Source organism: Mycobacterium sp. E2238 (assembly GCF_001672665.1).
Taxonomy (GTDB): Bacteria; Actinomycetota; Actinomycetes; order Mycobacteriales; family Mycobacteriaceae; genus Mycobacterium.
The window spans coordinates 1-21,759 of the sequence record NZ_LZKF01000086.1 but is presented as its reverse complement, the minus strand read 5'-3'; the positions used below and the strand labels follow the sequence as shown (position 1 = coordinate 21,759).

General features: G+C 68.7%; 23 protein-coding genes. 6 read left to right on the top strand and 17 right to left on the bottom strand.

Annotated elements, in window-relative coordinates; genetic code table 11:
- Window positions 1-3: 3 nt before the first annotated feature.
- Entirely contained in the window at window positions 4-492 is a 489-nt protein-coding gene (gene carD, locus A5711_RS07210; RefSeq protein ID WP_007166539.1) for an RNA polymerase-binding transcription factor CarD, read from the bottom strand.
- A gap of 297 nt (window positions 493-789) precedes the next feature.
- Between carD and A5711_RS07205 the strand changes: the two genes are divergently transcribed.
- Genes A5711_RS07205 through disA form a run of 3 tightly spaced genes read left to right on the top strand, consistent with a single transcriptional unit; the run spans window position 790 to window position 3,898 of the window.
- Entirely contained in the window at window positions 790-1,338 is a 549-nt protein-coding gene (locus A5711_RS07205) for a hypothetical protein (RefSeq protein WP_067944960.1), read from the top strand.
- Between the two features lie 59 nt (window positions 1,339-1,397).
- On the top strand, window positions 1,398-2,828 hold the full coding sequence (gene radA / locus A5711_RS07200) for a DNA repair protein RadA (protein WP_067944958.1): 1,431 nt from the start codon (window positions 1,398-1,400) through the stop codon (window positions 2,826-2,828).
- Window positions 2,825-3,898, top strand: a complete 1,074-nt coding sequence (disA, locus tag A5711_RS07195) for a DNA integrity scanning diadenylate cyclase DisA (protein ID WP_066955447.1) — start codon at window positions 2,825-2,827, stop codon at window positions 3,896-3,898. Before radA ends, disA begins: the two co-directional genes overlap by 4 nt.
- Here disA and A5711_RS07190 read toward each other — a convergent pair.
- On the bottom strand, window positions 3,895-4,701 hold the full coding sequence (locus tag A5711_RS07190; RefSeq protein ID WP_156673342.1) for a hypothetical protein: 807 nt from the start codon (window positions 4,699-4,701) through the stop codon (window positions 3,895-3,897). The genes disA and A5711_RS07190 overlap by 4 nt on opposite strands.
- Before the next feature lie 113 nt (window positions 4,702-4,814).
- Window positions 4,815-5,432, bottom strand: coding sequence for a carbonic anhydrase (locus A5711_RS07185; RefSeq protein ID WP_067945000.1), 618 nt, complete (start codon window positions 5,430-5,432; stop codon window positions 4,815-4,817).
- Between A5711_RS07185 and A5711_RS07180 the strand changes: the two genes are divergently transcribed.
- Window positions 5,431-6,342, top strand: coding sequence for an A/G-specific adenine glycosylase (locus A5711_RS07180; RefSeq protein WP_067944954.1), 912 nt, complete (start codon window positions 5,431-5,433; stop codon window positions 6,340-6,342). The genes A5711_RS07185 and A5711_RS07180 overlap by 2 nt on opposite strands.
- 10 nt (window positions 6,343-6,352) lie before the next feature.
- On the opposite strand, the gene A5711_RS07175 is transcribed toward A5711_RS07180, so the two are convergent.
- From A5711_RS07175 to A5711_RS07140, 8 genes are all read right to left on the bottom strand, one after another.
- Window positions 6,353-7,831: an NADH-quinone oxidoreductase subunit C gene (locus tag A5711_RS07175; RefSeq protein WP_067944952.1), complete on the bottom strand. Its 1,479-nt coding sequence runs from the start codon at window positions 7,829-7,831 to the stop codon at window positions 6,353-6,355.
- On the bottom strand, window positions 7,828-9,294 hold the full coding sequence (locus A5711_RS07170; RefSeq protein ID WP_067944950.1) for a proton-conducting transporter membrane subunit: 1,467 nt from the start codon (window positions 9,292-9,294) through the stop codon (window positions 7,828-7,830). The genes A5711_RS07175 and A5711_RS07170 overlap by 4 nt, the downstream gene beginning before the upstream one ends.
- Complete coding sequence (locus A5711_RS07165; protein ID WP_067944948.1) at window positions 9,294-9,956, bottom strand: hypothetical protein; 663 nt, start codon at window positions 9,954-9,956, stop codon at window positions 9,294-9,296. The genes A5711_RS07170 and A5711_RS07165 overlap by 1 nt, the downstream gene beginning before the upstream one ends.
- Window positions 9,953-10,903 (bottom strand): respiratory chain complex I subunit 1 family protein, encoded by a 951-nt coding sequence (locus tag A5711_RS07160; RefSeq protein ID WP_067944997.1) that lies wholly within the window; start codon window positions 10,901-10,903, stop codon window positions 9,953-9,955. The genes A5711_RS07165 and A5711_RS07160 overlap by 4 nt, the downstream gene beginning before the upstream one ends.
- A gap of 5 nt (window positions 10,904-10,908) precedes the next feature.
- On the bottom strand, window positions 10,909-12,885 hold the full coding sequence (locus tag A5711_RS07155) for a proton-conducting transporter membrane subunit (protein ID WP_369829923.1): 1,977 nt from the start codon (window positions 12,883-12,885) through the stop codon (window positions 10,909-10,911).
- Window positions 12,882-13,361 carry an NADH-quinone oxidoreductase subunit B family protein gene (locus A5711_RS07150; RefSeq protein ID WP_067944946.1) on the bottom strand — a complete coding sequence of 160 codons (480 nt, stop codon included), beginning with the start codon at window positions 13,359-13,361 and terminating at the stop codon, window positions 12,882-12,884. Before A5711_RS07150 ends, A5711_RS07155 begins: the two co-directional genes overlap by 4 nt.
- A 5-nt stretch (window positions 13,362-13,366) precedes the next feature.
- Window positions 13,367-13,702 carry a lsr2/espR transcriptional regulator gene (locus A5711_RS07145; protein WP_067944945.1) on the bottom strand — a complete coding sequence of 112 codons (336 nt, stop codon included), beginning with the start codon at window positions 13,700-13,702 and terminating at the stop codon, window positions 13,367-13,369.
- 92 nt (window positions 13,703-13,794) lie between these two features.
- Window positions 13,795-14,565 (bottom strand): alpha/beta fold hydrolase, encoded by a 771-nt coding sequence (locus A5711_RS07140; protein WP_067944944.1) that lies wholly within the window; start codon window positions 14,563-14,565, stop codon window positions 13,795-13,797.
- A 63-nt stretch (window positions 14,566-14,628) separates the two neighbouring features.
- On the opposite strand from A5711_RS07140, the gene mhuD reads away from it, so the two are divergent.
- Window positions 14,629-14,949, top strand: coding sequence for a mycobilin-forming heme oxygenase MhuD (gene mhuD / locus A5711_RS07135; RefSeq protein ID WP_067944942.1), 321 nt, complete (start codon window positions 14,629-14,631; stop codon window positions 14,947-14,949).
- On the top strand, window positions 14,924-16,288 hold the full coding sequence (locus tag A5711_RS07130; protein WP_067944941.1) for a serine hydrolase: 1,365 nt from the start codon (window positions 14,924-14,926) through the stop codon (window positions 16,286-16,288). The genes mhuD and A5711_RS07130 overlap by 26 nt, the downstream gene beginning before the upstream one ends.
- A 3-nt stretch (window positions 16,289-16,291) precedes the next feature.
- Here the strand turns inward: A5711_RS07130 and A5711_RS07125 are convergent, their stop codons facing one another.
- The 6 genes from A5711_RS07125 to A5711_RS07100 all read right to left on the bottom strand — a co-directional run.
- Window positions 16,292-16,840 carry a histidine phosphatase family protein gene (locus A5711_RS07125; RefSeq protein ID WP_067944939.1) on the bottom strand — a complete coding sequence of 183 codons (549 nt, stop codon included), beginning with the start codon at window positions 16,838-16,840 and terminating at the stop codon, window positions 16,292-16,294.
- Window positions 16,837-17,628 (bottom strand): CbtA family protein, encoded by a 792-nt coding sequence (locus A5711_RS07120; protein ID WP_067944938.1) that lies wholly within the window; start codon window positions 17,626-17,628, stop codon window positions 16,837-16,839. Before A5711_RS07120 ends, A5711_RS07125 begins: the two co-directional genes overlap by 4 nt.
- A 4-nt stretch (window positions 17,629-17,632) precedes the next feature.
- Complete coding sequence (locus A5711_RS07115; RefSeq protein ID WP_067944937.1) at window positions 17,633-17,848, bottom strand: CbtB domain-containing protein; 216 nt, start codon at window positions 17,846-17,848, stop codon at window positions 17,633-17,635.
- Window positions 17,849-18,159: 311 nt separating this feature from the next.
- The gene (gene clpC1, locus A5711_RS07110) at window positions 18,160-20,694 is read right to left on the bottom strand and encodes an ATP-dependent protease ATP-binding subunit ClpC (RefSeq protein WP_067944934.1); all 2,535 of its coding nucleotides are present in this window, start codon (window positions 20,692-20,694) and stop codon (window positions 18,160-18,162) included.
- A gap of 311 nt (window positions 20,695-21,005) precedes the next feature.
- Complete coding sequence (lsr2, locus tag A5711_RS07105; protein ID WP_066955505.1) at window positions 21,006-21,344, bottom strand: histone-like nucleoid-structuring protein Lsr2; 339 nt, start codon at window positions 21,342-21,344, stop codon at window positions 21,006-21,008.
- A 123-nt stretch (window positions 21,345-21,467) separates the two neighbouring features.
- Window positions 21,468-21,759 (bottom strand): amino acid--tRNA ligase-related protein (locus A5711_RS07100; protein WP_304442537.1); only part of this gene is annotated, 292 nt, incomplete at its 5' end.

The window sequence follows — 21,759 nt, the reverse complement described above, 5'->3', positions numbered from 1 at the left end:
CCTTCAGGAAGCGGCGGCCAGAACCTCGTCGAGGATGGTTTCCGCCTTGGCGTCGTCGGTGCTCTCGGCCAGCGCCAATTCGCCCACGAGGATCTGGCGGGCCTTGGCCAGCATGCGCTTCTCGCCGGCGGACAGACCGCGCTCCTGGTCGCGACGCCACAGGTCGCGAACTACCTCAGCCACCTTGTTGACATCGCCGGAGGCCAGCTTTTCCAGATTGGCCTTGTAGCGGCGCGACCAGTTGGTCGGCTCTTCGGTGTGCGGAGCCCGCAGCACCTGGAACACCTTGTCGAGGCCTTCTTGCCCGACGACGTCGCGAACACCGACGTACTCAGCGTTGTCGGCGGGTACTCGAACTGTGAGGTCTCCCTGCGCCACCTTCAAGACGAGATATTCCTTTTGTTCCCCTTTGATGGTGCGGGTTTCAATCGCCTCGACTAACGCAGCACCGTGATGTGGGTAAACAACGGTGTCGCCGACCTTGAAGATCATCTGATTCGAGCCCCTTTCGTTACTTCAGTCTAACACGGCCGCCCAATCGCGCGTGGAGCAACGATGCAGGTCAGGGGCACAACACGCGCAGATTAGGGGTTGACAGGGGGAGCAGAACGTGCAGTGATGCACATTACCAATGCGCCCATTCGCCCCCGAGGGCGGCCCCAGAGCTCCGTAAGAGGCCCCGCGGGATCGGCTCCCGGGCTGGTCTTACGCCCCGCGCTACCGCGCGCGAAACCTTCCTACTACTGTGCATAGTTGCATCAGTCGAACCGGCCCAGCAGGAGGCATTGAGTGAACCGATTCGAGATCAGCCTCTCGTTCCGGGCCGCGCTCGTCGGCCTGGTCGCGGTGCTCGCGGTCCTGCTGAGTGGCTGTGGGGCCGGCCAAGTCTCCCAGATGGCCGTCCAGGAGCCCGCCATCAACGGCAACAAGGTCACCTTCAACAACGTGGCGCTGCGCGACATCCGCATGCAGGCCGCGCAGACCGGTGAGGCCGTGCAGCCGGGGCGGACGGTCGATCTGGCGCTGGTGGCCATCAACCAGTCGCCCGACACGCCGGACCGGTTGGTCAGCATCACCAGTGACGTCGGCTCGGTGGCCTTGAGCGGAGACGGTCGCCTGCCCGCCGGCGGCACGCTGATGATCGGGACGCCGGAGGGCCAGAGGGTGCAGCCCGGTCCCCTCGGCTCCAACACCAACGCGGCCAAGGCGACGGTCACCCTCGCCAAGCCGATCAGCAACGGCCTCCTGTACAACTTCACCTTCAATTTCGAGAAGGCCGGACAGGCCACGGTGCTGGTGCCGGTTTCGGCCGGGCTGAACCCGCCCCAGCAAAGCTAGGCGCGCGTAACCGCCTGTCATAGCCGGGATTTGTCGTACCGGCTCGATACCGTCATGGCGTGGCAAATCCGCGCTCGCAATACCGCTGCTCCGAATGTCAGCACGTCACCGCCAAGTGGGTGGGCCGCTGCTTGGAGTGCGGCACCTGGGGCACTGTCGACGAGGCGCCGGTACTGACCGCGGTCGGCGGCCGCCGAGCGGGTTCGGCCGCGGCTTCCGCTTCCCGGCCGGTCCCGATCACCTCCGTCGAACCCAACGCCAGCCAGCACCGCTCGACCGGCGTCGGGGAACTCGACCGGGTGCTCGGGGGCGGCGTGGTGCCCGGTTCGGTCACGCTGCTGGCCGGCGATCCGGGCGTGGGAAAGTCGACGCTGCTGCTCAAAGTCGCCCATCGATGGGCGCTTTCGGGCCGGCGCGCGCTGTACATCTCCGGTGAGGAGTCCGCCGGCCAGATCCGGCTGCGTGCGGACCGGATGGGCTGCGGCGCCGACGAGGTCTACCTGGCCGCCGAATCCGACGTGCACACGGTGCTGGACCACATCGCGACCCTGCGGCCCGCCCTGGTGATCGTGGACTCCGTTCAAACCATGTCGACGACCGAGGCCGACGGCGTCGCCGGCGGGGTCACGCAGGTCCGCGCGGTCACCGCCGCGCTGACCGCGGCCGCGAAGGCCGACGGCGTCGCACTGATCCTGGTCGGCCACGTCACCAAGGACGGGGCGATCGCCGGGCCGCGTTCGCTGGAACACCTGGTCGACGTGGTGCTGCATTTCGAGGGAGACCGCAGCGGGTCGCTGCGGATGGTCCGCGGGATCAAGAACCGGTTCGGGGCGGCTGACGAGGTCGGCTGTTTCACGTTGCACGACAGCGGGATCGAGGACGTTTCCGACCCGTCGAACCTCTTTCTGGATCAACGGCCGGCGCCGGTCGCCGGCACCGCCATCACCGTGACGCTGGACGGTAAGCGACCGCTGATCGGGGAGGTGCAGGCGCTGCTGGCAACCCCCGGGGGCGGCTCGCCGCGCCGCGCCGTCAGCGGTATCGACCCCTCCCGGGCCGCCATGATCAGCGCCGTGCTGGAAAAGCACGGCAGGTTGCCCGTCAGCGTCCACGACATCTACCTGTCCACCGTGGGCGGGATGCGGCTGACGGATCCGTCGTCGGATCTGGCCGTCGCGATCGCGCTGGCCTCCGCGTACTCCGACCGGCCGCTGCCGACGACGGCGGTGATGATCGGCGAGGTGGGGCTGGCGGGCGACCTGCGGCGGGTCAGCGGAATGGAGCGGCGGCTGGCCGAGGCCGCGCGCCAGGGCTTCAGCATCGCCCTCATCCCGGACGGCGACGACCCCCGCCGCGAGATCGTTCCCGAAGGGATGCGGGCGCTGCGGGCACCGACCATCGTCGCGGCGCTGCAACACGTGAAAGCCATCGCCGAGCCGCGCAACGGCTGGACGCATAACGCGGCGGGGCCGCACAATGACACGCTGTGACACGTCCGACACTGCGTGAGACCGTCGCCCGCCTGGCGCCGGGCACCGGGCTGCGCGACGGCCTGGAGCGCATCCTGCGTGGCCGCACCGGTGCGCTCATCGTCATCGGCAACGACGAAAACGTCGAAGCCATCTGTGACGGCGGCTTCGCCCTCGACGTCCGGTACGCGCCGACCCGGCTGCGCGAGCTCGCGAAAATGGACGGCGCGGTCGTGCTGTCCACCGACGGCAGCCGCATCGTGCGGGCCAACGTGCAGCTGGTGCCGGACCCGTCGATACCCACCGACGAATCCGGGACGCGGCACCGCTCCGCGGAACGGGCGGCGATTCAGACCGGCTATCCGGTGATCTCGGTGAGCCACTCGATGAACATCGTGACCGTCTACGTCGGCGGGGAGCGCCACGTGGTGGCCGACTCCGCGACCATCCTGTCGCGGGCCAACCAGGCGATCGCGACCCTGGAGCGGTACAAGACCCGGCTCGACGAGGTGAGCAGGCAGCTGTCGCTCGCCGAGATCGAGGACTTCGTCACGCTGCGCGACGTGATGACGGTGGTGCAGCGGCTCGAGCTGGTCCGGCGAATCGGCCTGGTGATCGACTACGACGTGGTCGAGCTGGGCACCGACGGGCGCCAGCTGCGGCTGCAGCTCGACGAGCTGCTGGGCGGCAACGACATCGCGCGCGAACTGACCGTGCGCGACTACCACGCCAGCCCGGAGCCGCTGTCCAAAGCGCAGATGACGGCGACCCTCGACGAGCTGGACGCCCTGTCGGACACCGAGCTACTCGAACTCACCGCGCTGGCAAAGGTTTTCGGCTACCCGACCACGGCCGAGGCGCAGGACTCGGCCGTGAGTCCGCGCGGCTACCGCGCGTTGGCCAGCATCCCGCGGCTGCAGTTCGCTCACTCCGACCTACTGGTCCGGTCGTTCGGGACGCTGCAGGGCTTGTTGGCGGCCAGCGCCGGCGACCTGCAGTCGGTCGAGGGCATCGGCGCGATGTGGGCCCGCCACGTGCGCGAGGGTCTATCGCAGCTCGCGGAGTCGACGATCTCCGACCCGCTGAGTTAGCCGGCGGGAACCGGCGCGACCGGTGGCGCCTCCGGCGGCGGCGCGGCGGCCTGACCCGGCCCGGGCGCCGGGCCCGGCGGCGGTGGCGGCTGGTTCAGGATGAACGGAACCGGCTGCGAGCGCAGGTTGCCCAGTTGCACGACGAGGTTGTAAGTGCCCGGCCCGATCGCCGGCCGGGGCAGCGGGCAGTGCGGTGCCGACCCCATTCCCGTCCACGTCACCGCTGTCGTCACCTGCTCGCCCGGGGTGAAGGTCTTGATCAGCGTCTCGTTGGAGGGCGCGCAGTCCAGGTTGGACCACAGTCGCTTGTTGTCCAACGAGTACACGTATGCCGCCAGCACCGCGGCGCCGACGTCCCGCTTGCAGGACACCAGGCCGATGTTGGTGACGACCATGGTGAACTTCGGCTGATCGCCGATGAAGTACTGGGGCGCATTGGTCAGGCCCTTGACCGCCAGCGTCGAATCGGGGCAGTCGTCGCCCTCCTTCAGCACCGGCGGCGGCTGCACCGCGGCGGTCGGGGTGGGCATCTCGGGGTTCTGGCCCTGCTGGGGCACCCCCGGATTGGGCTGCTCCCCGGGCGCGGCCGGCGGAGGCGCCTGCGGCGCCGGCGAGCCGGGCTTGCTCTGAGCGGAGTTGGGTTTGTCGGCACTGGCGGGCTTGGCGCCCGTGTTGTGTCCCATGAAGGCAATGACCGCGGCGACCACGATCCCTACGACGACGACCGCGACGCCCACGGCCAGGCCACGGCGCCGCCAATAGATCTCGGTAGGTAGCGGGCCACGCGGTTCCAGATCCAGCACGTTTGCAGCGTAGGTCCAGGTCACGTCGAGTTGCCTGACCCGCCCCGGCGTGTCGCGGGGTTTGCTGGCTGACCGCCGTGTTAGTGGCGGGGCCGAACCGGGGCGATTCGCCGCTATTCGCCTATGTCGCCCACGTGGTCGACCAGCGCCGCCCGCCCGTCGGCCAGGTGATAGGTGGCGCCCGCTATCGCCAGCGTGCCCCCGGCAATCCGTTCGGAGATCGCCGACGAGCGCGACGTCAACTGGGCGATGGTCTCGCGCACATGGCGCGCCTCGAACTCGTCGACGCGGCTGAGGCCGTCGCGGCGGCCCATCAGTATCGAGGGCGCGACCCGCTCCACCACGTCTCGCACGAAGCCGCCGGGGATCGAACCGTCGTTGATGGCCGACAGGGCGGCCTTGACGGCACCGCAACTGTCGTGGCCCAGGACGACGATCAGCGGCACGTCGAGCACCGTCACCGCGAACTCGATGGAGCCAAGCACCGCCGAGTCGATGGCCTGTCCGGCGGTACGCACCACGAACATGTCGCCCAGGCCCTGGTCGAAGATGAGCTCGGCGGCGACCCGGCTGTCCGCGCAACCGAACACGACCGCGGTGGGCTTCTGGCCGGCGGCCAGGCTGGCCCGGTGTTCGACACTCTGGCTGGGATGCTGGGGCTTCCCGGCGACGAATCGCTCGTTACCCTCTTTGAGTGCTTTCCACGCGGTTACTGGGCTGGTGTTAGGCATGGCTGACATCATGCCGCATCCGCCGGAGAACGGCCCGAAACACATATCAGTTACCGACCTTCTCGACTGGTACGAACGGTCCCGCCGCGACCTGCCCTGGCGGGAGCCCGGCGTCAGCGCATGGCAGATTCTGGTCAGCGAATTCATGCTGCAGCAGACGCCGGTGTCGCGGGTGCTGCCGATCTGGTCGGACTGGGTGCGGCGGTGGCCCACCCCTTCGGCCCCCGCCGCCGCCAGCGCCGCCGACGTGCTGCGAGCCTGGGGCAAGCTGGGTTATCCGAGGCGGGCCAAGCGCTTGCACGAGTGCGCGACCGTCATCGCGCGCGAGCACGACGACGTGGTTCCCGACGACGTCGACACCCTGCTGACCCTGCCCGGCGTCGGCAGCTACACCGCGCGCGCCATCGCCTGCTTCGCCTACCGCCAACGGGTCCCGGTGGTGGACACCAACGTCCGCCGGGTGGTCGCGCGGGCCGTGCACGGGCGGGCCGACGCCGGGAACCCGTCCGCGACGCGCGACCACGCCGACGTCGACGCGCTGCTGCCCGCCGACGATAGGGCGCCGCGGTATTCAGTCGCCCTGATGGAACTGGGTGCGACGGTGTGCACCGCGCGATCGCCGCGATGCGGGCTGTGCCCGCTTGCTCGGTGCGCGTGGCGGGACGCCGGTCATCCCCCGGCGCAGGGGCCGGCCCGGCGGGTGCAGACCTACGCCGGAACCGACCGGCAGGTCCGCGGACGCCTGCTGGACGTGTTGCGGGGCAACGCCTCTCCGGTCACCCGGGCGGAGCTGGACGTGGCGTGGTTGACCGATACCGCGCAGCGGGACCGGGCCCTGTATTCGTTGCTGGCCGACGGTCTGGTCGCGCAGACGGCCGACGGCCGGTTCGCCCTGGCGGGCGAAGCGTAGCGGCGACGCGTCAGAGGTCGTTGCCGGCATAGGACTGGTTGAAGCTCTTGTTGGCCAGCGGGAAGTCGGGGACGATCGTGTCGGCCATCGCGACGGGCAGCGCGGGCCAGTTGAACCAGGACGGGTCGACGATCTTCGCGCGAGTGATCCGGTTGGTGCCGCCCGTTTCGATGCGGTGGACGATGGTGCCGCGCCAGCCTTCGACAATGCCGATGCCGCTGCCGGGTATGCGCGCCGCGGGCAGGGCTCCGACGTATTCGATTGGGCCCCTGTGTGATTCGATCAGGTGGCAGGCCAGCTCGGTGGATGCGGCGAACTCGTCGCGCCGCACGGTGTAACGGGCCAGCACGTCACCCGCGGCAGCATCGGTCTCGTTGACGGGCAGTGCGATGGTGGGGTGTTCGAGCCGGGCGTCGGTGCGCACACCGCTGGCCCGAGCGACGTAGCCCAGGCAGCCGAGGGACTCGGCGTCGTCTCGGTGCAGGACGGCGGTCCCGGCGAATCGGTCGTACACGACGGAGTTGCGCAGGGTCAGCTCGGCGACCTCCGCAACGTCGGCCGCAATGGATCTCAAGTCGGCGACGTCGGGTAGCCTCCGCAGCGCGACCCCGCCCGGGCGGATGGCACCGCGCAGCAGCCGATGCCCGGCGACATCTGCGTTGAGCCGCAGCAGTTGTTCGCGGATGCGTTGAGCGTGGGCGTGGGCGAGCCCGAACCCGACGTCGTTGGCCAGCGCGCCCAGATCGGCGGCGTGGTTGTAGAGGCGTTCGAGTTCGACCATCAGCGACCGCAACCGGTGCACCTCGTCGGGAAGTTCCATTCCGAGCGCATCTTCGACGGCGAGGCAGTGGGCGAGCGCGTGCGCGGCGGAGGTGTCGCCGCTGACGCGTTCGGCCAGATCGACCGCGCCGCCGGCTGGCCGGCCCTCGAACAGCTTCTCCACGCCGCGATGTACGAACCACAGTCGGGCCTTGAGCCGCAGCACGGTTTCGCCGGCGACGGAGAAGCGGAAATGGCCGGGTTCGATCAACCCCGCATGCACCGGACCCACCGGGATTTCGTACACGCCGGGACCCTCGACGGTCACGAACGGGAAGCGGCCGGCGCCATCGAATTCGCGTGCGGGCGACGCGTCGCGGCGCATGGGATACCAGTCCCCTGGCCAGTGGGCGTGCCGCACCAGAGGGCGCGCCTTGGGGTGCCCCACGGGCCGGATCCCGTACAGGTCCGCAATTTCGCGCTCGAACCGGCTGGCCGGGAAGGACAGGTAGGCCAGCGATCGGACCTTCGGATCATCCTTCGGCACAACGCATTCGAGCTCGACGCGGCGATCCGGATATCCGGCGAGGAACAGGTAGACGACGCGTAGAGCGGCGCCGTCGTCGTGAGCGGCCACCAGGGCCAACCGAAACCCTTTGCCCAGCAGATCTTCTGCCGTTTCGGCCAGCCTGCTCTGAGACAGCCGGTGGCGTTGCCATTGCGCCTTCATCGCGGTCCCCCGACACCGCTGGCAGCGGCGGTGAACAGGTCGGTGAGTGGGCCGGCGGTGACACCGAGGGCGATCGATGCGGCAACGCCGACGATCAGAGCGGCGGCCACCGTTCGCGGAACAGCGATTTCGGGAGCGGCGGACGGGCCGCCCAGCAGGATGCGGCCCGAGTTGCGGGCCAACGCGGCGAAGGCCACCGCAACCAGCGCCATGCCGGCGGCGAGCGCCCAGGCCAGCCGGGCGTCGGCCAGCGACCGGCCGATGGCCAGCTCGCTGGCGAACATCGCGAACGGCGGGAGACCGAGCAACACAATCACGCCGACCGCGAGCGACACGCCGACGAGGCGGGAGCGCCGCAGCACGGCGCGGATGTCGGCTATCGCCGTGGAGTTGTGCGCGGCCTGTAGTTGGCCGCCCGCCAGGAAGAGGACCGTCTTGCCGATCCCGTGGGCCAGGACGTGCAGCAGCAGCGCGGCGATGGCCAGCGTGGTTCCGGCGGCCGCGGCGATCGCGATCAGGCCCATGTTCTCCATCGAGGAGTAGGCGAGCATGCGTTTGAAATCCGTTGTCACGGTCAGCATCAGGGCGGCGACCACCAGCGTCGCCAACCCGAGCACCAGCAGGCCTGTCCGCATGAACGCGGCCCCGGTGGCCGTGCCGATGATCGGCTTGAGGCGGATCAGTACCGAGAAGGCCACCGACAGCAGCACCCCGCTCATCAGAGCCGACACCGGTGCAGGGGCCTGGCTGTGGGCGTCGGCCAACCAGGTATGGAACGGAAACAGCCCGGCCTTGGCGCCGTAGCCGACGAGCAAAAGCCCGCCCGCAAGCCGAGCGATGCCCGGATCGAGCCCGCCCGCATGTGCCGCCAGCACGTCGAGATTGAGGGCCGCGCCGGCCGGCGCCCCGGCATGCTCGGCGGCGTAGTAGAGCAGCACCGTGCCGAGGAAGGCGATGGCGATGCCGACCGAGCAGATCACGACGTACTTCCACGTCGCCTCGAGCGCACCGCGGGTGCGGCGGTGGCCGACCAGGAAGGCGGTGATCACCGTGGTCGCCTCGATCGCGATCCAGATCACCCCGATGTTGTTGGCGCACACGGCGACGACCATCGCGGACAGGAAGCCCGCCGTCAGGGCCCCGTACAGCCGCGCACCGCCGCTGTCGGCGTGGCCGTGTGCGAGTTCGGCATCGACGTAGCCGATGCTCGCCGAGGTGGCCAGTGTGGCAACGGTTCCGATGACGATCAGCATCGTCACGGTGAGCGCGTCGAGCCGCAGCAGGCCGCCCAGTGCGAACCGCGTTCCCGACCCGACCCCGACCGCGAGCGCCACGCCACAAGCGAGCACCGTGACCGCGGAAAGGACGATCAGCGTCGCTGTCACCCGCCGCCATCCGGCAATGAGGACGGCGACCGAGGCCCCGACCGGGGTGAGGATCGCCGCGAGCAGTAAACCGGTCATCAGTCGTGCAACTCCTGCAACGCGTCCAGGTCCGCACCGCCGAACGCGCGGGACAGCCGGCCCGTCAGAACGCCGATCACGATGACCGCGAACAACACGTCCAGGGAGGCGCCGAGCTCGACGATCAGCGGCACCCCGGCGGTGAGCAGAAACGCGGTGGCCGCGATCCCGTTGTCCAGCATGAGGAATCCCGCGGCCTGCGACACCGCATGCCGCCGCGTGACCATCACGAACAGCGCGATGAGCACCACCGCGGTGGCGGCCGGAACGGCGGTGGTCGTGGCGGCGGGCTGCAGGTTCACCAGGGGCCCGGTGGCGGCGAACGCGGCCAACGTCAGCGCGGCGGTGATGAGGAGCGACGTGGCGGTGTTCACCAACGGGGTGGCCTCCCGGCGCGATCGCGCTTCGGTGCCGCCCGCGCGGGCCAGCAGCCGCGGCAACACCGCAACCCGCAAGATCAGCACGGCCACACCGACGCCGATGAGCGCACCGTCGCCGTCGTAGACCCCCCGCAGGACGGGAATGGCCGCCAGGGCGACGCCCTGCCATGCCAGCAGACGGATGACCGCGACCAAGTCGCGGCGCCACACGATCAGCACGGCGGCCAACAGCAGCCCGCCGGCGGCGAGGTCGACGAGTACCGAAAACGACCCGTACGTCATGTCGGAACCACGAAGAAGTTGGCGGCCACGACCGCAAGCAACGCCAGCAGGAACGATCCGGCAAGCAACTCGGGAACCCGGAACAGCCGCAGCTTGGCGACGAACACCTCGACGGTGGCCAGCAACCCCGCCAGCAACGCGACCTTGGCCGCCAACGCCGCGACACCGACAACGATGTCTACGGCACCGGGGCGGCCCCCGGCAATGCCCCACGGCGCGAACAGGTTTGCCAGCAGCGCCAAGAGTACGGTCAGCCGCATCCCGGCCGCCCACTCGACCAGGGCCAGCCGCGGACCCGCGTATTCGAGGACCATCGCCTCGTGAACCATCGTCAGCTCGAGATGGGTGGCCGGGTTGTCCACCGGTAGCCGTCCCGTCTCGGCGACGATCACGATCGCCAGCGCGGCGAACGCGAGCACCGCTGCCAGCGACACCACCTGCCCGGGATGGGTGATCGTATGAGCGACCAGCGCACCGAGATTCGCTGATCCCGCCGGCATGGACAGTGCGAACACCGCCAGCAGAATGGTGGGTTCGACCAACGCGGCGATGGTGATCTCGCGGCTGGCGCCCATGCCCCCGAACGAGGTGCCGGTGTCGACGCCGGCCAGGGTCAGCGCCACGGTGCCCACGAACAGCAAACCGACCACGGCGAACAGGTCGGCGCTGGGATCCAGTGGCGATCCGGTGGCGACCAGCGGTGCGGCCGCCGCGATCAGGAGTGTGGTTCCGGCGACGATCGCGGGTGCCGCCGCGAACACCACGGTCGTCCCGCGCGGCGTGATCTGTTGCTTGCCAAGCTGTTTGATGATGTCGCGCCACGGCTGCAAGAAGCCGCCGCCGACGCGGCCTTCCCAGCGCGCGCGCACCTGCCGGGTCAGTCCGACCACCAGCGGCGCCCCGGCCACGACGGTTCCGATCTGGGCGGCGCCCGCGACATAAGACATGACATTCATCGGGCAACCACCAGCACGATGAGCACGCCGAGCGCACCATAGGCCAGATACAGGTGCACGCTGCCGGTGTGGGCGCGCCGCATCAGGGCCGCCGCCACCCCGACTCCCCGGATCACCGGCGCGTAGCAGCGTTCCTCGATCGCGTCCGCGATTCTGGTGCGGTAGGTGATTTTGTCCGCCAGATAACGGGATTCGATGCTGTGGGTGACTTCGATGTCGGTGTCGGGTCGCAGGATGTCGTCGAATATCCGTTGCAGCGGCTCGGCGAACGACGTGGCCGTGTATTGCATCCGTGCGGTGAGATCGTCGGTGCCACAGGCCCACAGCGGCAGTGTGGCCGGCGCCGGGCGCCGGCTCCGGCGCCAACGGGCCAGCGTGGCCGCGGTCAGCGTGGCCACCACCACGCCGGCGGCGATCACGCCGGGTGCGATCGAGCCCGGTACCCCCGGCAGGCGGACCATGGCGCCGAGACTGGTGAATTCCGTTGGCCGGGCCGCCGGCAGCGCGGCGACCGCCTGGTGCAGCGCGGGCGCAACGACCGCGGGCGCCACGGCCAGCATCAGGCAGGCGGCGGCCGCGACGGCCATACCGGCCAGCATGGTGTGCGGTGCCTCGCGCGCCTCGGCGGCCTGTTCGGTGCGCGGCCGCGCCAGAAATCCGATACCGAACGCCTTGACCATTGCCGCCACGCCCAGCCCCGTGGTGAGCGCGACCGCGCCGACCGCGAGCGGCGTGGTCAATGCCAGGACGGCGGAATGCTCTCGCGCGGAGTGGATCAGGGACTGCAGCAGCAGCCACTCGCTGACGAACCCAGCGCCCAGCGGCAGCCCGGACGCGCCGAGCGCGGCAACCCCGAAGAGGCTAGTGGTGACGGGCATCCGGCGGGCCAGACCGCCCAGCCGGTCGAGGTCACGCAGCCCGGTGGCGGCCAGCACCGACCCGGCGGCGAGGAACCCGAGGCTCTTGAATGCGGCGTGCGCGACGAGGTGCAGCATGGCGGCGGCCGCGGCGATCGTCGCCGGAGCGTTCGCGCCGGCCGCCGCGAACAGCGTGGCCGCTCCCAACGCAAGCGTGATCAATCCGAGGTTCTCGGTGGTCGAATAGGCAAGTAGCCGTTTGAGATCCGTGGCCACCGAGGCCTGCACCACGCCGTAGAGCGCGGACACCCCGCCGACGACCATCAAAGTGAGCCCCCACCACCGCGGCCCCGGGCCGAGCAGCTGTAAATCGACGCGGCAGATGCCGTAGACCCCGAGGTTGACCATCGCCGCGCTCATCAGCGCCGAAACGGGACTCGGCGCCTCCGGGTGGGCGCGCGGCAGCCACGCGTGCAGCGGCACCAGCCCGGCCTTAGAACCGAACCCCGCCAGCGTCAGCAGGAACACCGCGGCGCGCGCCCCCTGCGGTATCCGGTGCAGGTCGGCGAACCGGTCCGCGCCGCCCGCCGCCGACAACACCAACAGTCCGACCAGTATCGCCACGAACCCCAACTGGGTCATCACGGCGTACATCAGGCCGGCCGAGCGGACCATGGGCCGAGTGTGGTCGGTCAGCACCAACACCAGCGACGCGACCGCCATCAACTCCCACACCAGCAGGAACGTGGTGACCGACCCCGCGGCGGGCACCAGCAGCATCGCCGCGACGAACGCCGGCAGAACGGCCAGGGCGACCGGGCCCAGCCGCTCGCGCCGCGCGTACCCGATCGTGTACAGCCCGACCGCCAGCGCGACCGCCCCCGTGAGCGCCATGAAGAATCCGCCGAGCGGATCGAGCCTCAGCTCGACGCCCGCCAGCGGAAGCAACCACCCGATGCGGACGGCGCGCACCGACCCGAACATTCCCAGGCCGCCGGCCCATACCCCCGCGGCGCCCAGCAACGAGGTCAGCGCGCCCGCGGCGATAGGCGATAAACCGCTGCGGTGCAACAGTTTTGGTTCCGGCGCCACGCTGGCCGCCAAGCCGGCGGTCACCTGCCTGTCACCGACCGCAGGGCCGCGACGATCTGGCTCGGCGTCGGCGGGCATCCCGGTATCTCCACGTCCACGTGCACCGTCTCGCCGACCGAGCCGGCCACACCGTAGGCGTCGCCGAACACCCCTCGATCGATGGCGCAGTCCCCGCAGGCGATCACCCGCCGCGGCCGCGGCGTGGCCTCGATCGTTGCGCGCAGGGGGCCGGCCATGTTGTGAGTCACGACACCGGTCACCAGGAGCGCGTCCGCGTGCCGCGGGGAGGCCACCAGGCGGGCACCGAATCGTTCGGCGTCGTAGACCGGTCCGAAGGCACCCGCGATCTCCACCTCGCACCCATTGCACGAACCCGCGTCGACGTGCCGGATCTGCAGCGAACCGCGCACCCCGGCGGGCGGCTCGGTCGTCGCCTCCGGTGCCGGGGGTGCGGGTTCGGCGATCCGGCCGACGCGCAAGGCTTTGCTGATCCAGCCCACGGGCGCTACCCCGCTCCGCCGGCGCGCAGGCCTTCCAGCATCGCCACGCGGTCGCTCAGGACCCCGGTGAGCACCTTGCGGGCCACCGTCAGCAGTTCTGCGATGTCCGGGGAGGCGATCGAGTAGATCATCGTGTTGCCATCCCGCAGCGCCTCGACCACACCGGCCCGGCGCAGAACGCCGAGCTGCTGGGACAGGTTCGACGCTTCGAGCCCGACCTCGGGCAGCAGTTCGGCCACCGTCTTGTCGCCGGCCACCAGTAGCTCGAGGATCCTGATCCGCGCAGGGTGCCCCAGCGTCTTGAAGAACTCGGCCTTGAGCTTGTACAGCGGCTCCGTCACAGAAAATCTCCTGAAGACTACATGCTTCTAACAATTGAAGAATTTATCATGCGTTCTCGCGCGTCGTCACATCGGCGGGCGGCCCGCAAGAGTCAGCCGCGGGCAGGCAACGTCGCCAAGAAAGATTCGACCGCGTCGCGGTACACCTGCGGCGCCTCGTCGTGAATCAGGTGACCGGCCTGGGGCACATGCAAATACTTTGCGGCTGGGTTCATTTCAGCCATTTCCCGCATCTGGCCCGGCGGCGTCACAGAGTTGCCGGCCTCGATGAGCAGCGCCGGGGCCCGCACCGCTCGCCACTGCTCCCAGTAGTGGCGCGTGCCCCATTCGGCGGCGATCTCGATCCACCGCGCGGTGTATCCGTGCAGGCGCCAACCGGTGGCGGTGCGGTCGAAGGCCTCCAGGAAGTACTGCCCGGCAACGGTTCCGAACTCCTCGAATACCCGCTCTGCGGAACCGAATTCGACCGGCAGTGCGTGCAGCCACGGTTCCCACGGACCGGTGGTGCGGCCCCGGAAATCGGGCGCCATGTCCTCGAGCACCAGCGCGGAGACGAGTTCCGGACGCTCCGCGGCCAGACACCACGAGTGCAAGGCGCCCATCGAATGCCCGACCAGCGTGACCGGCGTCTCCAGCGCGCTCACCGCGTCGGCCAGGTCGGCCACGAAACGTTCGGTGCCGACCGGATTCGGGTCGTCGACGCCGCGTCCCCGATGCCACAAGGCGTCGTAGGTGTACACCACTCCAAGCCGGGTCAGCCACGGCAGCTGCCGCGACCACGTGGAGCCGCGCCCCATCAGGCCGTGCACCAGCACCAACGGCGCGCCTTGGCCTCCGCGGCAAGTCAGCAGTTCACCGGGCATATCACCATCCTGCGTGCCCCGCCCTGCGGATGGACAGGCCGGGCGAAGGGGTAGCCTAGCCGCATGCCGCCAGTGGTGAAGATCAACGCAATCGAAGTGCCGGCCGACGCCGGCCCGGAGCTGGAGAAGCGGTTCGCACACCGGGCACACGCGGTCGACAATCAGCCCGGCTTCCTCGGGTTTCAGCTGCTGCGCCCGATCAAGGGTGAGGACCGCTACTTCGTCGTGACTCAGTGGGAGTCCGAGGAGGCATTTCAGGCGTGGGCGCAAGGACCCGCTATCCAGGCCCATGCGGGCGAGCGAGCCAACCCGGTGGCGTCCGGGGCCTCCCTGCTCGAATTCGAGGTTGTGATGGACGTTGCCGGCAACAAGCAGGCTGGCTAGCGGGTACTCGGCCCGGCGCCGCGCGGTGGCGTTGAGTGCCGCCGCCGCACTGGTAGTCACATTCGCGCCCGGTTGCACCTCCTCCCCCTCGCCGCAGGCGAACGCGGCCAACCCCGGCCGGCAGATCGACGTGCGGACGCCACCCGGAATCCGGGCACAGCAGACGCTGGACATGCTCAACTCGGACTGGCCCATCGGCCCGGTCGGCGTCGGCACCCTCGCCGCACCCGACATGGTGAAATCGGTGGAGACCACCATGGAGTCGCTTTGGTGGGATCGGCCGTTCACCCTCAACGCCGTTGATCTGGGCGCCAGCGTGGCCACGTTGCACCTGACGTCCTCCTACGGTGCGCGACAAGACATCCGCATCCACACCGACGACGGCGGATGGGTCGATCGGTTCGACCTGGACACGCAGGCACCGAAGATCGATTCGTGGCACGACATCGATGCGGTGTTGAGCGAGACCGGCGCCCGCTACTCCTACCAGGTCGCAAAGGTCGACAACGGACACTGCGATCGGGTCGCGGGCACCAACACCAGTGAATCTTTGCCGCTCGCATCGATTTTCAAGTTGTACGTGCTGCACGCCCTGGCGGGTGCCATCAAGGACGGAACGGTCGCCTGGGACGATCAGCTGACCGTCACCGACAAGAGCCTCGCCGTGGGCTCGTCCGGTTTGCAACTGCCTGCGGGAGCGCAGGTTTCGGTTCGGACGGCCGCCGAGAAGATGATCGCGACCAGCGACAACATGGCGACCGACCTGCTGATCGGAAAGCTGGGCACGAACGCCATCTCCGAAGCGCTCGCCACGGCGGGCCACCACGACCCGGCCAGCATGACGCCGTTCCCCACGATGTACGAGCTGTTCTCGGTCGGCTGGGGTAAGCCGGACCTTCGCGCCCAGTGGCAGCATGGATCAGCACAAGTCCGCGCCCAGCTGTTGGAGCAGGCGAATTCGACTCCCTACGAACCCGATCCGATCCGCGCCCACTCCCCGGCATCGTCCTACGGCGCGGAGTGGTACGGCAACGCCGAGGACATCTGCCGCGTCCATGCGGCCCTGCAGGCCGACGCCGTCGGTAAGGCCGCACCGGTCAGGCAGATCCTCTCCGCGGTGGCGGGCATCCAACTGGACCACAACGTCTGGCCGTACATCGGCGCGAAAGCCGGTGGGCTGCCCGGTGATCTGACCTTCAGCTGGTACGCCGTCGACAAGAACCGGCAGCCGTACGTGGTCAGCTTCCAGCTCAACTGGCCGCGCGACCATGGGCCGACCGTCACCGGGTGGATGCTGCAGGTCGCCAAGCAGACCTTCGCGCTGATCGCGCCGCGCTGAGACTTACCAGCGCAGCGTCCAGCGGCCGCCTCGGTAATGCAGGACGACTCGAGTGACCGGCGCGATGTCGATCCGCCAGAACGACTTCGCGGGCGCGTCCAGTGCCAGCAGGACCGCCGCCCGGATCACCGCGGGGTGCGTCACCGCGGTGATTGCCGACGTGCTCTCGGTCAGCGAATTCAGCCATCGGTCCACCCGCGCCATCAGGTCGGCGATCGACTCGCCGCCGTGCGGCGCCCGGGCGGGATCGGTCAGCCAGACCGTCAGGTCGCCGGGCGGCACGTCCTGAGGACCCTTCCCCTGCCATCGAGCGCAATTGAGGTCGGCCAGCAATGGATCGGTTGCGGCGTCCAGCCCCAGCAGGTCCGCCGTTTGACAGGCCCGTCGCTCGGGACCGGTGAAATGTTTTGCGTTAGGGCTCAATTCGGCGTCGTAGGCTTCGGCCTGTCGACGGCCCGTGGCGTTGAGGGGTTCGTCGCCGGGGAAACGCGCGGCCGCCATGGCATCCGTCATCGCGTGCGACACCAACGTCAGCCGGACGACCTCGGTCACGCCGCGATGCTCGATGCCCGTCCGCTCCCGGCGCGCTCCTCCAGCAACCGCCCGGCGAGCGTCGCGAACACCACGCCGATGGTCACCCACAACACCAGCTGCGCGGCCAGCGACAGCACCCTGAATTCGTAGAGGACGTCGGCGGGGAAGCCCGGATAGACGATCGCGCCCGACGCGTCGCGCAGCGGTCCGGGTGTCTCGTCGACGTTCGGCAGCAGCATCATCACCACCGCGACCGCCGCGATGTATCCGCCCGCCGCGAGCAGCCGGCCGTTCCACGCGCCGAACCGGGCCGTCAGACCCCGCGCCAGCCACGCCGCGGCGACGGCCGACGCCACCGACGCCAGCACCATCACCAAATACCAGCCGGTGCGCGCCCCGATCGTGTCGGCCTGACCCACCGCCGGTGGATTCGGCGGATACTTCACGAACGGCACCAGGTAGACCGCGACGAATGCGGTCGCCGCCAGCAGTAGCGAAAGCGACCGCGCCTCAACCTTTGTCGCGCGCGCGGCGACGAGGCAGAACAGCACTCCGAACAACGCGCCCATCGCGAGGCCGAAGATGAGTACACCGAAACCCAACCCGGCATTGGACTGGACTCCGCGGCTGAACAACTCGGCGCCGTGCTCGTGCACGCCATGGGCGTTCTCGGCGTCGGCGCGGCCGTCCTCGAAAGCGATCGCGCGGCCGATCACCGGCTCGGCGCAGAGGCGGGCGAAGGCGAAAGCCAGTACCGCGCCGACTGCACCCGCCAGCAGGCCGCGCCCGATCAGACGCTTCTCCACGCGATCAGTGGCAGGGGAAGCCGAGCAGGTGCCGCGCGTCGTGCATGAACTCGTGCACGTGCGAATCGCTGCCGAAGAGCGAGACCGCGCCCTGGTCGACGCCGACGAAGTAGAGCGCCAACAGCGCCAGGAAAGCGGTTGTCGCCAACCAGACCGCGGCACTTGCCGCCGACAGGTCAACCGATCGGGTGCGGCTGCCGGTCAGCTCGGGATTCGACACGATGGCGCTCCTTCCGGGGATTCACGCGTCCCCGCTGGGGATGACGGGCCATGGGTCTGACTATCTACAGTGGCGCGGCCGTTCTGGACTTTCACCAGATTCCGTTGCCCGTCAGGACGAAGTCAGTGTAAACCGCGGGTCAATGTTGTGGCGGCGGGGCGCCGTAACGCAACTGGCTCGCCGTATATTCGCGCCTCGGTGACCGGTGTGGCCTGAACCGTCGTGCGTACGCGCAGATCTCGGTCCTCTTCAGTGCGCAGCAAAACGGGCGGTTAATCCGGTCAGAGATTAACCGCCCGTTTGCTGGAGTGCTACGGCGTTTCGGGGGCCGCGTGCGCCCCGGCCTTCGCCAGGTCCGGCTCGGCCGGCGGCTTGCGGGTCCCGGTGAAGGTGAACACCGCGTCCTCGCCGGCGCTCTCGCCGTCCCAGTTGTCGACGTCGACCGTGACGATCTGTCCCGGCCCGACCTCCTCGAAGAGGATCTTCTCGGACAGCTGGTCCTCGATCTCGCGCTGGATGGTGCGCCGCAGCGGGCGAGCACCCAGCACCGGGTCGAAGCCCCGCTTCGCCAGCAACGCCTTCGCCTTGTCGGTCAGCTCCATAGCCATGTCCTTGGCCTTGAGCTGGTTGCCCACCCGGCCGATCATCAGGTCGACCATCTGAATGATCTCGTCCTTGGTCAGCTGGTGGAAGACGATGATGTCGTCGATGCGGTTGAGGAACTCCGGGCGGAAGTGCTTCTTCAGCTCGTCGTTGACCTTCTGCTTCATCCGCTCGTAGTTGTTCTCACCGCCACCCTGGGTGAAGCCCAGGCCGACCGGCTTCGAGATGTCGGACGTACCGAGGTTCGAGGTGAAGATCAGCACGGTGTTCTTGAAGTCCACCGTGCGTCCCTGCCCGTCGGTGAGCCGGCCGTCCTCGAGGACCTGCAACAGGCTGTTGTAGATCTCCTGGTGGGCCTTCTCGATCTCGTCGAACAGCACCACGGAGAACGGCTTGCGCCGGACCTTCTCGGTGAGCTGGCCGCCCTCTTCGTAGCCGACGTATCCCGGCGGGGCACCGAACAGCCGCGACGCGGTGAACCGGTCGTGGAACTCGCCCATGTCGATCTGGATGAGCGCGTCGTCGTCGCCGAACAGGAAGTTGGCCAGCGCCTTGGACAGCTCGGTCTTACCCACGCCGGACGGGCCGGCGAAGATGAACGAACCGGACGGGCGCTTCGGATCCTTCAGCCCGGCGCGGGTTCGCCGGATCGCCTTGGAGACGGCCTTGACCGCGTCCACCTGGCCGATGATCCGCTTGTGCAGCTCATCCTCCATGCGCAGCAGGCGGGTGGTCTCCGCCTCGGTGAGCTTGAACACCGGGATGCCGGTCCAGTTGCCCAGCACCTCGGCGATCTGCTCGTCGTCGACCTCGGCGACCACGTCGAGATCACCTGAGCGCCACTGCTTTTCGCGCTCGGCGCGCTGAGCAACCAGAGTCTTCTCGCGGTCGCGCAGGCTGGCCGCCTTCTCGAAGTCCTGGGCGTCGATGGCGGATTCCTTCTCCCGGCGCGCCTCGGCGATCTTCTCGTCGAACTCGCGCAGGTCTGGCGGCGCGGTCATGCGGCGGATCCGCATCCGGGCGCCGGCCTCGTCGATCAGGTCGATCGCCTTGTCCGGCAGGAACCGGTCGTTGATGTAGCGGTCGGCCAGGGTGGCCGCGGCCACCAGCGCCGAGTCGGTGATGGACACCCGGTGGTGCGCCTCGTAGCGGTCGCGCAGACCCTTGAGGATCTCGATGGTGTGCTCCACCGTCGGCTCACCCACCTGCACCGGCTGGAAGCGGCGCTCCAGGGCGGCGTCCTTCTCGATGTACTTGCGGTACTCGTCGAGTGTGGTGGCGCCGATGGTCTGCAGCTCACCGCGGGCCAGCTTGGGCTTGAGGATGCTGGCCGCGTCGATCGCGCCCTCGGCGGCACCCGCCCCGACCAGCGTGTGCAGCTCGTCGATGAACAGGATGATGTCGCCGCGGGTGTTGATCTCCTTGAGCACCTTCTTCAGGCGTTCCTCGAAGTCACCGCGGTAGCGCGAGCCGGCCACCAGCGAACCGAGGTCCAGCGTGTAGAGCTGCTTGTCCTTCAGCGTCTCCGGGACCTGGCCGTGCACGATCGCCTGCGCCAGGCCCTCGACGACGGCGGTCTTGCCGACGCCGGGCTCGCCGATCAGCACCGGGTTGTTCTTGGTGCGCCGGCTCAGCACCTGCATCACGCGCTCGATTTCCTTTTCACGGCCGATGACCGGGTCGAGCTTGCCTTCCATCGCGGCGGCCGTCAGGTTGCGCCCGAACTGGTCGAGCACCAACGAGGTTGACGGGCTGCCCGATTCGCCACCTCGGCCACCGGTCCCGGCCTCCGCGGCCTCCTTGCCCTGGTAACCGCTCAGCAGCTGGATGACCTGCTGGCGCACTCGGGTCAGCTCGGCGCCCAGCTTCACCAACACCTGAGCGGCCACGCCCTCACCCTCGCGGATGAGGCCCAGCAGGATGTGCTCGGTGCCGATGTAGTTGTGGCCGAGCTGCAGCGCCTCGCGCAGGCTCAGCTCGAGAACCTTCTTGGCGCGCGGCGTGAACGGGATGTGTCCCGACGGCGCCTGCTGGCCCTGGCCGATGATCTCCTCGACCTGGCTGCGGACGCCTTCGAGGGAGATGCCCAGCGACTCCAGGGACTTGGCGGCGACGCCCTCGCCCTCGTGAATCAGACCCAACAGGATGTGCTCGGTGCCGATGTAGTTGTGGTTGAGCATCCGGGCCTCTTCTTGCGCCAGGACGACGACCCTGCGGGCACGGTCGGTAAATCGTTCAAACATCGGTGGTTACCTGCTCTCCCTCACCATCGGTACTAGCCTCTCAGTGGCCCACCGGTCCCCGTTGGGGCCGGATTCGCATACCTGCCATCCACTGTAATGGTCGGCCTGCCAGGGGGCATAACCTTGCGGTTCCTTGCTGTTCAGGACCCGCGGGGCCCGTTTCGGGCAATCTCCCTGTGATTACAGCGCCGTAACTGAACCAACGTGGCGGAGTGCCAATTCGTTTCCTTGGTCACCGGTGATCTTTTTCGCGGCCAGCGAAACGAAAACCGGCGCCCGGGCCTGCCGCCCGGACGCCGGTGAGAGCTTTGTCAGGTCGCCGCGTGGAACGCGTCGATGACGTCGGCCGGGATGCGGCCGCGCGTCGACACGTTGTGACCGTTTCGGCGAGCCCACTCGCGGATCGCCGCGCTTTGCTCACGGTCGATCGCGCCACGGCCGCGGCCGGACCCGGAACGGCCGCGCCGCCGGCCCCCGACCCGACGGCCGGCTTCCACCCACTGCTTCAGGTCGCTGCGGAGTTTCGCGGCATTCTTGGACGAAAGGTCAATCTCATAGGTCACCCCGTCAAGGCCGAATTCGACCGTTTCGTCGGCTGCGCCGGCACCGTCGAAATCATCGACCAAGGTGACGGTCACTTTTTTCGCCATTAGCTTATCCTCGCATTTCGTCCTGATCAGATGCCGAGCAGATTGGGTGAGCCTCCCCGGGTCTCAATCTGCCATAACAACGCAGCATACTCAATCCGGACCCAAGCCGCACAGTTGCACTTTTCAAGTGGAGTGCGGCCGAACAATCGGGAACAAAACTGTCTCTCGAATTGACAGTCCGGTCAAAGACATCAACAACCGATCGATACCCATTCCCGTTCCGGTGCACGGCGGCATCGCATACTCGAGGGCGGCAAGAAAGTCTTCGTCGAGCACCATGGCTTCGTCGTCGCCGGCCGCCGCGGCGCGGGCCTGCGCGGCGAATCTCTCCCGCTGCACGACGGGAGTGTCTACGACATAGACGGAGAATGGGCGTCGATTCAAATGTACCCGTCGCTGTCCGCGGCACTCGGTG